The sequence below is a fragment of the Sporosarcina sp. SAFN-015 genome, assembly GCF_059415085.1.
Genome location: NZ_JBPFDR010000001.1, coordinates 394080 through 408023 on the forward strand (window position 1 = coordinate 394080; position 13944 = coordinate 408023).

Here is a 13944-nt window from a genome sequence, read left to right on the forward strand (position 1 = left end):
ACTCGATTCTTGAGCGCCAAACTCATTTCTTGAGCGCGCCCAAAGTCTCTCACATATTAAAAAAGCGATTTGCAGAAATTCATCTGCAAATCGCTTTTTCTTATGCTTCTACAGTATCTCTTGAATACCGTTTTTTGAACACCAATGCAAAATAACCGAACGTAATTGCCAAACATGCGACCATGAAGCCGATCAACACACCGTTGCTTGCCCACAGATGCGCGATGTCACCAGTGGAGATCGCCGCCTTGAAAGCTTGGACGGAATATGTCATCGGCAACAACGTATTAAACACTTGAAGAGGTTCAGGAATTAATTCCAACGGGAACGTTCCTGCACTCGTTGTCAACTGCAATATCAATACAAGAATCGCAACGAAGCGGCCTGGATCTCCGAGCAACGACACCAACATCTGAACGATTGCGATGTACGTGTAGCTCGTAATAATCGCTGTCAAAATGAACAACGGCAAATTGACCGTTTCCATTCCAAGTGCTCCTTTAATGATGCCGACTGCGACTAAGGCTTGCACAAGTCCAACGATCGCCAAGACGGATACCTTGCTCGCCATCCATCCGAATGCGCCTGTCGGTTTGATCGCCGGTTCGACGAGCGGGAAGACAATTGACACTAACAATGCCCCGACAAACAAGCCGAGTGACAGGAAGTACGGCGCGAATCCTGTACCATAGTTCGGCACTTCATTGATGCCCTCTTTTTGGACATCAACTGGAGATGCCGCCATTTCATACGTCTTCTCGTTTGGATTCACTTCGCCCGCGGTTGCATTGGCCTCCGCTAGTTTTTCTTGCAATGTCACTGTTCCTTCATTCAACTCATTCATGCCGTCTGTCAACTTCGCCGAGCCGTCCGCAAGCTCTTTCGATTTCGAAGCAAGCGTACCGGTTCCTTCTTTCAACGTTCCCGTGCCGGCATTCAATTCATTCAAGCCAGAAGCCAAATCAGAAGATCCTTTCTGTGCTTTTACAACGCCTTCAGACAGCTGATCAAGACCGGCTGCTAACGCACCGTTCCCTTCTGTAAGAGCTGAAGACCCTGCAACGAGCTTAGCGGAAGATCCATTTAATTCATTCAGACCTGTAAGTGCTTGCGCATGGCCGTCGCGCAACTGACTAGCTGAGCTGTTCAATTGGGCAGTTCCATCGCTAAGCGCCGCAGTTCCAGAGGAAAGCTCACTCATACCGCCCGATAGTTCAGCACTTCCTTGTTGCAATTGGCTTAATGCCACTTTCAAACCGGCCTGTTGATCCTCCGGCAATGAAGCTAATACAGGTGCCAATTTTTCGGATAGATCATTGATGCCCGCATTTACATTTTTCGAAGCATCTGCAAGTTTTTGAGCAGACCCATTCAATGCAGCTGTTTTTTCTTTGATTGTTCCAACCGCTTTTCCAAACTCGGCTTCTTTTTCCGCAATTTGCGCATAGCTAGCTCTCAATTTCTCAACACCAGCCGTATAATCTGTGATCCCCGACTGCAAATCGGATGCGCCCGTACTCGCTTTACTTGCACCCGTGCGAAGATCTTCGACACCAGTTGAAAGCGCACCGATTCCTTTATTCAAATCCGCAGCACCTTTCGCGGCTTCCGTAGTCCCTTGCGCCAACTTGTCGGAACCGTCCTTCAACGTGATTGTGCTGGACGCCAACGTTTCCAAATACCCTTTCAAATCATCCGCGCCTTTTGCCAGCTCACTTGCACCATCATGCAATTCACCCGCACCATCCGCAGCATCGCCGAAGCCTGTACCCATCTCATTGATGGAGTCAAACAACTGCTCAGCATAAGTAGAAGCAACTTTATCATTCACTTCCGCACGAATCCGTTCCATCGCCGTCTCCCCAATTTGGGCAGACAAGAAGTTAAAGCCCTCATTCGGCTTATACACGATCGTCAACTTTTCCGGATTTTCATCCAGCAATGTCGTAGCGTGCTGCGAAAAGTTCTCCGGTATTTCAATCGCGATATAGTAGTCTTGATTTTTCAAGCCGGCTTCCGCGTCCGCCTTGGAAACTTCCTGGATGTTAAAATTATTTCCATCCAACAGTTTATCGACTAATTCATCGCCTAGCGCAAGCTGTTTTCCTTCCAACTCTGCACCTTCATCCAAATTGACGATCGCTACAGGCAATGCATCCATATTGGCATATGGATCCCAAAATGCCCATAAGAACATTCCTGCATATAAAACTGGAATGAAAAGAATAGCGATCATCGGTACAAGTAATTTTCTTGTACGGAGAAGCTGTTTCCATTCCGCGAATATCATTGATTTTTTCATCCATTCATTCCTCCATTTGTACTAATTGACCAAAATCCTCATATGGTCAATCGTGAATAAAAAAAGAGTCTCAAGCTAAGAGACTTGTAAAAATAGTGTTGCTTAATAATCCTGCAATCCGTTCTTCGGACAACTCTTCGTCCTCATGGGTTTTCCCCCAATCGACGACAAGCGCCAAATACGATTTGAATAGAAGGAATGCGATAAGCTCACTGTCGCATGGCTTTAATTCGCCTTTGTCGACTGCCCGCTCAATTTTCGCTTTAATATAAGAGACGATTTCATTTTCAATTTGAGCAAGCACTTCAATGACGGCAGGTGTGCGCAATTCTTTTCCTTCATCGATCAATTTGGCGTACAATTGATGCGTCTCTCGGAATTTCAACATTTGCATAAGCCGTGCATGGGCATTTCGTTCAAAGGACGCACCTTCGACGGTTGCCGCGTCAGATGCCGCTCGCATTTCTTCGACCATTTGCAGGACGATTGCATTGAACAGTTCTTCTTTGTTTGCGAAAAATGTATAGATCGTCCCTTTTCCTACATTCGCTATTTTGGCGACTTGGTCCATCGTCGTCGCTTTATAGCCGAATAACGAAAATGATTTGGCAGCTGCCTCCAAAATTTCTTGTCTGCGATCCACTTCCCCACCTCGCTTCATTGACCAAAATACACTTTTGGTCATCCAGTCATTATATTACACCCATGTATGCCGGATTGCAACAAAAAAAGAAGTTATCATAGTTTCACGATAACTTCTGTGCCATCCTTCGCTTTGACGTTCACTAATCCAAGTCCTCTATGTTTCTTCAACTCTGACACAATACTTCTTAGTTCATTTTTATCCAACGGTGGAATTGCAAACGCTTTTTCCTTGTCTTCAGAATGATCGACAATCCATTTATTAATGAGCTGCTGAAACCGTTCTGAAGATAGGATCATGATGCCGATTGTCAGGAATACATACGGGATCGGGATGAACAAGCGCACCTTATCTGCCTTCACTTTGACTCGCATCATTTATTCGATAAACACGGAAACCGTATCGCCGTCCGCCGATTTGACGTCAACGATTTGTCCGTCCAATTCATTGTCAATCGCTTCGATCAGCACTTCGATATCAATGTCTTTCACGTATTTCTCTGATTGAGGAATGTTCCCCGCAATATTATGTCCCGCCTTTAAGAGGACTTTGATCAGCTTGATTGGCAAGTTGACAGAAACATTGTCGTTATCCGCTGATACGACCCGGATTTTCAATGTCTTATCTGTATATGCAGTCGGCTTAGATGATGCGCTTCCTGAATCCCTATTTTTCAATACTTCAATTAGCTCTGACGCTTTCTCCGCGTCCACTTTCCCCTCTTGTACAAGCGTCAACACTTTTTCAATTTCCGTTTTCATCACGAATTCCCCCTATTCATCTTTTAACAGTTTAATCGCTTCTTCCGGAGTGATTTCTCCGCTTTCTAGCATGGCAACGACTTTCTTCTCATCCACCTCACTTTTCTTTTTTATCTCATAGCCGAGCGAGCTGACAACTTCATTCAACTTGCCTCGGACAGTCGGATACGAAATTCCAAGCTCTTTTTCAACTTCTTTAATATTGCCCCTGCATGCCAAAAACACTTCGACAAAATGGAGTTGTTCCCCAGACAACGCAGCCAATTTGGAAAGCTCAAATTCATTTTCAATAGACGTATGGCATCGGTTGCAATGAAGTTTTGTAACTTTCAGCGTTTCGTCGCAAACAGGACAATGACTTATAACGGGATATGCCATAATTATCTGAATTCCCCTTTCATTTGAATTCATCATATCTCATCTATTTCCAAATAGCAAGTTTAAAATTAATTATTTCAATTATAATATTAATAATGTTAATCACGAACTTTGATTTCTCCGTTATTTTTAATCCTGTATTTAAAAAGGTGAAGGAGCTCGAGCTCCTTCACCTGCTTTGTCGATAAATCTATGCTTACGATTCGCTTTCAATCAGCCATTGTTCATAGTACTCATCCAACTTTTTCTGCAATGCAGTAATTTTCGCCGTCTTGGATTCGTAATCACTCCAGTCGGTTTCAATAGCTATATTCTTTTCCAAACGATCTATTTGAATTTCCAAAGAAGCGATTTCCTCTTCTATGTTTGTTTCCTTACTCAGCTTCGGCTTCTTATTAACAGGTATTTGCTTTGGAGATTCAGCGACTAATGACTCCTGCATTTCAACCCATTTTTGCCGAGCCCAGTCGAAAGGACCTTCGAACATTGTTATCGTTCCGTCCTCAAGCCACGCGGTACGGGAAAATAATTTATTCAGGAAATACCGGTCATGTGAAACAGCAAGAAGCGTTCCTGGAAAATCTTCCAATGCGTCTTCGAGCACTTCCCGTGATTCGATGTCCAAATGATTCGTCGGTTCGTCCAATACGAGGAAGTTCACGTCCTGATGCATTAGCTGCGCAAGCCGCAGTCTTGTACGCTCTCCTCCGCTCAAATCGCCAATCCTTTTGAATACATCCGGTCCGTAAAACATGAATTTCGCGAGTATATGCCGTGCTTCGCCTTCCTCGACGCCAATATCTTTACGAAAAACGTCAATCAGACGGGCTTTAGGTTCATCAATCGCGAAGTGTTGCGACAAGAAGCCCACTTTTACACTTGCACCCAATTTGCATACACCTTCGTCGGGGGTAAGTTCGCCTAGAAGCATTTTCAGTACGGTCGTTTTCCCACTTCCATTCCGTCCGACAATCGCCGCCCTGTCTTTCCAAAGAACTTGGAGATTCGCACTGCGCAATAATTCATTTCCACCGAATGATTTTACAGCTTCTTGCATGATGACGACTTCCTTGCCGCTTCGCGGAGCCGCCTCAAACGACAATGCCATTTTCCGTGGATCAATCAATGGCTTCCGAAGCTTCTCCATCCGCTCCAGTGCCCGCTCCATATTTGTTGCTTGCCGGTGCAGACCAGCATTCGGCGGATTTGCTTCATTCGCCCATATCCGTAGCCGTTTGATCGCTTCCTTCATCTTCTTGATCTTCTTCTGCTGTTCTTCATAATCTTGGAATTCGCGCAGTAGCCGTTCTTCCTTTTGTTGAACAAATGAACTGTAATTACCGAAATACAAATAGAGCTCCCCATCTTCAAGATCCGCTATCCTTTTCACGACATTATCGAGAAAATAGCGATCATGCGAAATGATGACGACTGTCCCTGAATAATCCATCAAATAGGCCTCTAGCCACTCGACAGCGAATAAGTCCAAATGGTTCGTCGGTTCATCCAAAAGAAGCAAATCAGGTTGGGTTAGCAGAAGTTTGCCTAGCATAATTTTCGTCTGTTCACCGCCGCTCATCTGGCTGAATTCCTGTTCGACAAACGATCGTAATTGAAGACCGTTGATGATCTTTTCAATTTCCGAATCCATCGCGTAACCGTCACGACGGACGAATTCATCTTGCAATTGGCCGTATTGGTGAAGCAGGCGATCCATATCCGTAGTATCCGGATTCGATAATTGCAGTTCCATTTCGGAAAGCTGCTTCTGAATAGATCTTAGTTCATCGAATGCGCTCCGGAGCACTTCATATCCGGTCATCGGCTGTTCGAATGAAGGAATTTGCGATAAATATCCGATTTTGGTTCCCTTTTTAAAATGAATGCGTCCAGCATCCGGTTGTTCGACAGCCGCAATGAGTTTGAATAATGTTGTTTTCCCGCTTCCATTCCGTCCGACGACGCCGAGCTTGTCACCTGTTTTAATTTCCAATGAAAAATTTTCAAATATGGTGTTGCCACCTAACATTTTGCTTACTTGTTGTATTGTACAAATCATAATTTTTCCGCTTCCTCTCTGATTTCACAGCTAGAAGCGCACAAAAAAAGACTGCGTTTAAGCAGCCTTCCCCAAAAATAATGTAAGGAATGATGTGCTAAACAGCTGTGTGATTACTGAAATTGTCTAAAAAAGGGCATACGTATCCCGTTGACGGCAATTTCATGAGTAATCGCACATGAAGTGGCTAAATATTCTAATAAAACTTCACGTGCATTCACAGTGTCCAACATCATTCCTCACCTCCGTCCGATTAATAGTAAGAATAGTGTAGCATGGTTAGTTCATTTCCACAATTGATTTTTTCTACATTTCAGGTTTTGCGATAAGGCCCATGAACAGGACAGCCCCGGTTTCCTCATCCGTAATCGCAAAGAAAAATGGGCGGTTCACCTCCATGACGAATGGGTCGTCAGGAGGGGCGGACCCGGCATCCATTTGCACGCCAGTCACTGCAGCTGCCTCGGTTCCTTCTTCATTCACATCGATGTATGTTTTTTGCTTTACTTTGTTGATCAGAAGGGGCTCGTCTTCTTCAATCATCTTGCTGAAATCTGCGTCCGCGTTGAATGCGCCCGTCATGCCGAGCGCTTTTAACGCCCCGTTTAGCTCTGTTTCATAGGAAAGTTTAAATTTCGGCAGAAGGATAGTGCCTCTTTGGGTCTTCATTTCCGAATGAATAGCTTTCCATTTGTCATTGGAAAGGGTGGCTTGAAATTTCTTTACGCCACGTCCTTCATTCGGAAGTACGATCGTCATGCTCATTTCGCCGTCTGCATATGGCAGCCCGATGGCTTGATAGTCGTCCGTTGCTGTATACGCCAACTCCTCCTGTAATTTCATGAACGGAATGTCTATTTCATTTCCATTATCGAGATGGAAAGCCTTCTTCTCCGTATCTTTCTTTTTAAACGGATGCTGCCAATCCCCTTTGAAATAAATAGCGTTCAACAGCATGGCTACAAGATCTTCGTCCAACGGCCCGTTAACCATTTTATCGATTTTACCGTTTGTCGCCTTTTCCACCCAGTCATTGATCCGTTTCGGCGAATCATTGCTCGTGATGTTGATTTCCTCGATTTCTGCGTTGAAATAATCCTTTGATTGATTGGCGAATTCATCTTGGAACTTATATTGATCGTTCAGCCATATAGAGTTGGCGACTTGAAGCTCGATTTCGTTTGTGTCTTTATTTAACATCGTCATAAGGGAGGCGCTCGCTTTATTCAAATCCAACGGGTCGACTCCTTCCATTTGCAAGGCTTGCGCGATTTCTTCCTTCGTCACGCCATCCGCTCCGTTATAAACCATTGCCAATGCCATTAAAAGACTAGTCGGGGAAATGAATAGATTTCCGTTATCATCCGGGGTAATTTCATTTATTAATTTGAATCCCAATTCATTATTCGGTTCAACGATTGTTTCATAATCCATTTCTCCGAATTCAACTCCTTCAGAAATTTGAAGATTGTTTTGATGGGTACTCGTTCCACAGCCGGTCAAAGGAAGCAGAAGGCTCATTCCCATAAGAGAGGCAGTAATTTTTCGTTTCAAGATGATCACCATCCTTTGGTCATTAGACTTTATCCGATTGGAAAAGTTACAGTCGAATGTTTTGCGAGTTATGCGCGAGTTGAGCGGTGATTTGCGCGAGTTGTGAGTTATGAGCAAGTTGGAGGGAGATATGCGCGAGTTTGACCTAGTTATGATTACCTCGTGACTCTTGACCTAATTCAACTTCTACAAGTTCGCTTATGGAACATCGGATGTGATCATAAATTTGACGAACCGCTCATAAATCCTGAAAACCGCTCATAAATCTCGATAACCGCTCATAAATCTCGATAACCGCTCATAAATCTCGATAACCGCTCATAAATCTCGAAATCCGCTCATAAATCCTGAAAACCGCTCATAAATCTCGAAAACCGCTCATAAATCTCGAAATCCGCTCATAAATCTCGAAATCCGCTCATAAATCTCGAAATCCGCTCATAAATCTCGAAATCCGCCTCCCTACGAAAAACGCCAAGAGCTCAATGGCTCTTGGCGTTTCCCATTACCTTATTAATCAAACGGCCATTCCGGCAGCATATGGCTTAACTTTTTATCTTCACGGTAGCCTAATACATATTCCGCTTGCATGATCGTATGGATTTCACGTGTTCCTTCGTAGATGACCGGCGCTTTCGAGTTACGCAGGAAGCGTGCGACCGGATATTCATCCGAATAGCCGTACGCGCCGTGGATTTGGAAAGCGTCATCTGCAGCTTTATTGGCAAAATCGCATGCTTGCCACTTAGCAAGGGATGTTTCGCGCGTGTTACGCAATCCTTTATTCTTCAACTCACCCGCTCGGTAGACGAGGAGGCGGCTCATTTGGTATCCCGCTTCCATATTGGCGAGCATTTGCTGGACGAGCTGGTGCTTGCCGATCGGCTTGCCGAACGTTTCGCGTTCGTGGCAATACTTTACGCTTTCTTCGATGCAACCCATTATCAAGCCGACTGCGCCTGCCGCCACGGTGAAACGACCGTTATCGAGCGCAGACATCGCGATTTTAAAGCCTTCGCCTTCCTGGCCTAACAAGTTTTCTGCAGGGATGCGCATATCTTCGAAAAACAATTCGCCCGTATTGCCCGCACGGATGCCGTATTTCCCTTTGATCGCTTTTGATGAAAAGCCAGGCGTCGTTCGCTCGACGATGAACGCACTGATGCCATGGTGCTTCTTCGATTTATCCGTGTAAGCAAACACAAGGAAATGGTCCGCAACGTCGCAAAGAGAAATCCAAGTCTTTTGTCCGTTAATGACATATTCATCCCCATCGCGCACTGCAGTTGTTGCCATCGCTGCAACATCAGAGCCCGCACCAGGTTCTGTCAATCCGAATGCACCGATTTTCTCGCCTTTCGCTTGTGGAACCAAATATTTCTGCTTCTGCTCTTCCGTCCCCCATTGCATGAGCGTCATGGAATTCAAGCCGATATGGACAGAAACCGCCGTCCGGAATGCCGTATCCCCGCGTTCCAGTTCCTCGCAAAGAATGGCGAGCGAGTTATAATCCATCCCGCTGCCGCCGTATTGTTCAGGAACGCAGACACCCATGAACCCTAAGTCCGCGAGCTTTTTCCAAATGGCCGGATCGAATCCGCCCTCTGCGTCCCATCGCTGGATATGAGGCATGATCTCCTCATCTACGAATTGGCGTGCCGTCTTGCGCAGCATTTGCTGTTCTTCTGTGAACATAAAATCCACTTCCCCAACCCCTTTCCCTAACTAGCTATTACACGTGTGCTTCCTGTGTTTTTACTGTTTCTTCAATGACAACTCCGCGTTTTTTCATCTCTTCAATGTATTCAGCCCCAGGAACGATTTTTTCCGGCGGATGAACACCGCGTTTCGTAATTGTCCCGTTACCAATCATTTGAGCGACGATTGAGATTGTATTTGCTGTCGCCCGAGCCATCGCCGTTTCATTCACCGACAGATCCTTTTTCGTCACTAAGTTATATTCATACGTCGCTGGCATTCCGTGCGCTTCGCCGCTCACAATGACTCGAAGAAGGACGGCATCAGACTTGTCGCCCAGTCGCAATTGCGGGGAAAGCTGTTCGCGCATGACATCACGGACTTTCACTTGCTTATCGCCGACTGTTACTTTATTGTCGCGCGACAACAGGCCGAGATCGACAAGCAGTTGGAACTTTTCGGCGTGTCCTTTATAACGGATCGTCTTATATTCCAATGTTTGGACGTTCGGGAATGTCTTCGTCAATGTAGATGTGCCGCCTGATGTATGGAATGCCTCGAGTTCACCGAATTCATCGAAATGGATCGTTTCCACTTCGGATAATGATGGAACCTCCAGCAGCTGTCCATCACGAATTACGTGGGACGGGTCAGTATAATGGTCGAATACCCCTTCCAACGAGAACACTACGTTGTAATTAAGCGGAGGCTCCGGCTTTACAGGTATCCCTCCTACGTAAAGCTTGATGCTTTCCACCTTATCAAGTTTGCTCGCCCCGTAGCCTGACAAAATATTGATCATTCCCGGCGCCACTCCAAGATCCGGAATGATCGTTACGCCTTTCGCTTCAGCTTTTTCTGCCAACTCCAATACTGCATCAGTCGCACCGCCGATATGTCCGCCAAGGTCGATGGAATGGACGCCGATATCAACAGCAGTTTTCGCAACCTTTTCATTGAATGTATAGAACAGCGCATTGATGACGACATCCCCAAGTGCCATCACTTCCTGCAGCTGAAGGTCATTCGTCGCATCTAGCTGCAACAGATCCAATTTGTCGGACATGAGCTGCTCTGCAAAATCTTCAGCCGCTCTTAGATGCAAGTCCGCCAAATACACTTTTGTCACGTCATCACTTTTCACTAGATCGCGTACTGCCTCTTTCCCCATTAAACCTGCTCCAAGTACAACCACTTTCATATGAACATCCCCTTTTACCCAAGATTATCCCGCATTAACTGGCTGTAAGCCCCCCTGCTAGGGGGCAACAGCCAGTAATTGCCCGATTGGTTCAACTAACAATCAGTGGAAAAACGTCACTGATTGAAGTTGCACTTTAGTCCGTGTCGATTTGTGCCCGTTGCAGTTTTCCACTGAAATCGACGTAAATGCTCTTCCACTCTGTGAATACGTCAAGCGCAGCAACACCTGAATCGCGGTGTCCATTGCCAGTTCCCTTCGTCCCCCCGAATGGAAGATGGATTTCCGCTCCCGTCGTTCCAGCGTTCACATAAACGATTCCCGTATCAAGATCCCGTTGAGCCCGGAATACTTTATTCACATCCTGCGAGAAGATGGAGCTGGACAAGCCATAAACGACGCTGTTGTTCACTTCAATCGCCTCGTCCAAGCTTTCGACTTCAATGAGCGACACGACCGGGCCGAAGATTTCCTCCTGCGCCAATCGGCTATCCCATTTCACGTCTGTGAATAAAGTCGGCTCGAAGTAATGACCTTTCTCAAAGTCGCCATCTGTCCGCACACTTCCCCCTGCCAACAGTTTCGCGCCTTCCTCTTTCCCGATTTCAACATAACTTTGGATTTTCTCCAATGCCTTTCCGTTGATAACCGGTCCGATTTTCACAGACTCGTCCAACCCGTCCCCGATTGTCAAATGCTTCATCGACGCCAATAATTTCGTTTCCAACTCTTCCTTTACATCTTTATGCACGATGACCCGGCTGCATGCGGTGCATCGTTGGCCCGCCGTTCCAAATGCACTCCAAAGGATCCCTTCCACTGCCAAGTCGATATCCGCATCATCCATGACGATGACCGCGTTCTTTCCACCCATTTCAAGCGACACTTTCTTCAAATGACGCCCGCCTGTTTCAGCTACGTGACGGCCCGTTTCCGTCGATCCCGTGAATGAAATGACACGGACATCCGGATGCTCGATCATTGCCGTCCCGACTTCAGACCCCGAGCCGAAAACGATGTTGGCAACGCCTGCCGGAAGCCCTACTTCTTCAAAGATTTTCGCCATTTCATACGCCATCATCGGTGTTTCCGTAGCTGGCTTCCAAACGAATGTATTCCCCGCGACAATTGCCGGGAATGACTTCCACGTCGCAATTGCCACCGGGAAGTTCCAAGGCGTGATCAATCCGACAACCCCGATCGGTGCACGGACGCTCATCGCGAATTTATCCTGCAGCTCAGAAGGAACTGTTTCCCCAAACAGCCTCCGACCTTCTCCCGCCATATAGAAAGCCATGTCAATCCCTTCCTGCACTTCGCCGCGGCCTTCTTCGATCACTTTCCCCATTTCACGTGTCAATACTTGAGCCAAATGCTCTTTTCGTTCCTTCATAAGATTGCCGATTGCATATAAGTAATCCGCCCGTTTCGGAGCCGGTACAAGCGCCCACTTCTTTTGCGCTTCCTTCGCCGCCTTCACAGCCAGATCCACGTCTTCACTCGTCGATAAACGCACTTGCGCCAGCTCTTCTCCATTTGCCGGATTCGTGACAGCCGTATATTTCGCACCCCCGCTATCTTGCCAGGAACCTCCGATAAAGTTGTTTAATTGCATGTCCTCATTTCCCCTTTCCAACACGTACTTTTTGAAACCGCTTACAGTCTATCTATTTCGACATTATCCTTCCGAATTCCTTCTTTTATTAAAATTAAATATGGAAAAATCCACTAAAACTAAGCTTTTAAAATATGAAAAAAAGCGTAGACGAGTTGTCTACACCTTTTTTATTCTTTTACAGTCTTCGTTTCAATTGAACTTTCCGCAGTCGGTGGATTCATGTCTTCATATTTCGGAGGTAGTACTCTTTTAATGAACAATGTGAGAATCAGGGCAACAACAGCAATAATGGTAGCAACGAAGAAGGAATAATTGATGCCGTCCAGCATCGCCTTCAAGCCGATTTCATGCTCCAATGCCGCCATTCCGCCTTTATCCGTAGGTATGTTTCCGCTTGCCGCTGCATCTTTAAATAGGGATTCCCCCGATTTTTCCATCCGCTTCGTCATAATTGTAAGCAGAATCGCCGAACCGATCGCGCCGGAAACTTGTTGCAACGTATTATTCATCGCTGTTCCGTGCGGGTTTGATTTCATCGGTAACTGATTCAAACCGTTTGTCATAATCGGCATCATGACCATGGACATCCCGAACATCCGGATTGTATAAAGCGCCATCAAATAGTAATATCCTGAATGCAATTCAAGTTTGCTCAAATAAAACGTCGTAACAACCGTAATGAGCAGTCCAACGATCGCAAGGATTCGAGCACCATATTTATCGAACAAGCGGCCAGTAATCGGCGACATGATTCCCATGAGCACCGCACCAGGAAGCATCAAAATTCCTGCTTCAAACGGCGAAATCCCTCGAACTTCCTGAACGTAAAGCGGCGTAAGGATCATCCCTGAGAACATCGCTACTGACAAAACAATCGAAATGACCGATGCAAGTGCAAACATCGGGTACTTATAAATTCTAAAATCCAACATAGGTTCTTCCATACGTAATTGCCGAAGGATGAAGACAATTAGTGAGATCGCTCCAATTGCAATTGTTCCGTAAACAACAGGAGCGCCCCATCCTTTATCTCCCGCTGAGCTGAATCCATACAGCAGACCGCCGAAACCGATGCTCGACAAAGCGAGGGAGAAAACATCTAGTTTCACAGACGTATTCGGCGTAATATCTTTCAACTTCCAAAGCGCAAAGAGGATCGTAACAATCGCAAACGGCAACACGATTTCAAAAAGTGTACGCCATGAATAATGTTCGACAATCCAACCCGACAATGTCGGCCCGATTGCAGGCGCCGTAAACATGACAAGCCCGAACATCCCCATCGCCGATCCTCTTTTCTCAATCGGAAACGCGACAAGCATAACGTTCATTAATAACGGCATCATCAATGCGGAACCCGATGCTTGAATCATACGCGACGCAACGAGCAGACCGAACGTCGGCGCAAAGATGGCTAAAGCCGTTCCAATCGTAAATAACGTCATCGCCGTTAAAAATAGTCTACGGTTCGTAAACTTTTGGACAAAGAAAGCACTTGCCGGAATCATGATGCCGTTCACGAGCATATAACCAGTCGTCAGCCATTGAACCGCAGACGGCTTCACCGCAAACTCATTCATAATAGAAGGCAAGGCAATATTCAATAATGTATTGTTTAAAATCGCGACGAACGCCCCGAAGAATAAAATCGCTATCATTCCATAAGGAGGCTTTTCGTGCATTTTCTTTATATCCATTTCCAATAGAATTCCTCCATTCAATTTCTAATC

The 13944-nt window shown here is 45.9% G+C and carries 12 protein-coding genes; all 12 read right to left on the minus strand.

Annotation, left to right across the window (positions count from 1 at the left end; all coding sequences use genetic code 11):
* Positions 1 to 100: 100 nt before the first annotated feature.
* The gene (locus tag ACR65H_RS01785) at positions 101 to 2302 is read right to left on the minus strand and encodes a YhgE/Pip family protein (protein ID WP_440498341.1); all 2202 of its coding nucleotides are present in this window, start codon (positions 2300 to 2302) and stop codon (positions 101 to 103) included.
* A 70-nt stretch (positions 2303 to 2372) separates the two neighbouring features.
* On the minus strand, positions 2373 to 2945 hold the full coding sequence (locus tag ACR65H_RS01790; protein ID WP_440498342.1) for a TetR/AcrR family transcriptional regulator: 573 nt from the start codon (positions 2943 to 2945) through the stop codon (positions 2373 to 2375).
* Between the two features lie 95 nt (positions 2946 to 3040).
* Positions 3041 to 3307, minus strand: a complete 267-nt coding sequence (locus ACR65H_RS01795; protein ID WP_440498343.1) for a hypothetical protein — start codon at positions 3305 to 3307, stop codon at positions 3041 to 3043.
* Positions 3308 to 3322: 15 nt separating this feature from the next.
* Complete coding sequence (locus tag ACR65H_RS01800) at positions 3323 to 3706, minus strand: SHOCT-like domain-containing protein (protein ID WP_440498344.1); 384 nt, start codon at positions 3704 to 3706, stop codon at positions 3323 to 3325.
* Between the two features lie 12 nt (positions 3707 to 3718).
* Entirely contained in the window at positions 3719 to 4084 is a 366-nt protein-coding gene (locus tag ACR65H_RS01805) for a DUF2089 domain-containing protein (protein ID WP_440498345.1), read from the minus strand.
* A gap of 196 nt (positions 4085 to 4280) precedes the next feature.
* Positions 4281 to 6143 (minus strand): ribosomal protection-like ABC-F family protein, encoded by a 1863-nt coding sequence (gene abc-f, locus ACR65H_RS01810; RefSeq protein WP_440498346.1) that lies wholly within the window; start codon positions 6141 to 6143, stop codon positions 4281 to 4283.
* A gap of 113 nt (positions 6144 to 6256) precedes the next feature.
* On the minus strand, positions 6257 to 6379 hold the full coding sequence (locus ACR65H_RS01815; protein ID WP_440498347.1) for an RAxF-45 family protein: 123 nt from the start codon (positions 6377 to 6379) through the stop codon (positions 6257 to 6259).
* A 70-nt stretch (positions 6380 to 6449) separates the two neighbouring features.
* Positions 6450 to 7697, minus strand: coding sequence for a serpin family protein (locus tag ACR65H_RS01820; RefSeq protein WP_440498348.1), 1248 nt, complete (start codon positions 7695 to 7697; stop codon positions 6450 to 6452).
* A 513-nt stretch (positions 7698 to 8210) separates the two neighbouring features.
* Positions 8211 to 9401 carry an acyl-CoA dehydrogenase family protein gene (locus tag ACR65H_RS01825; RefSeq protein WP_440498349.1) on the minus strand — a complete coding sequence of 397 codons (1191 nt, stop codon included), beginning with the start codon at positions 9399 to 9401 and terminating at the stop codon, positions 8211 to 8213.
* A gap of 28 nt (positions 9402 to 9429) precedes the next feature.
* The gene (locus tag ACR65H_RS01830; protein ID WP_440498350.1) at positions 9430 to 10596 is read right to left on the minus strand and encodes a saccharopine dehydrogenase family protein; all 1167 of its coding nucleotides are present in this window, start codon (positions 10594 to 10596) and stop codon (positions 9430 to 9432) included.
* Positions 10597 to 10732: 136 nt separating this feature from the next.
* Positions 10733 to 12211 (minus strand): aldehyde dehydrogenase family protein, encoded by a 1479-nt coding sequence (locus tag ACR65H_RS01835; protein ID WP_440498351.1) that lies wholly within the window; start codon positions 12209 to 12211, stop codon positions 10733 to 10735.
* 170 nt (positions 12212 to 12381) lie between these two features.
* Positions 12382 to 13911 carry a DHA2 family efflux MFS transporter permease subunit gene (locus ACR65H_RS01840; protein ID WP_440498584.1) on the minus strand — a complete coding sequence of 510 codons (1530 nt, stop codon included), beginning with the start codon at positions 13909 to 13911 and terminating at the stop codon, positions 12382 to 12384.
* Positions 13912 to 13944: the final 33 nt, after the last annotated feature.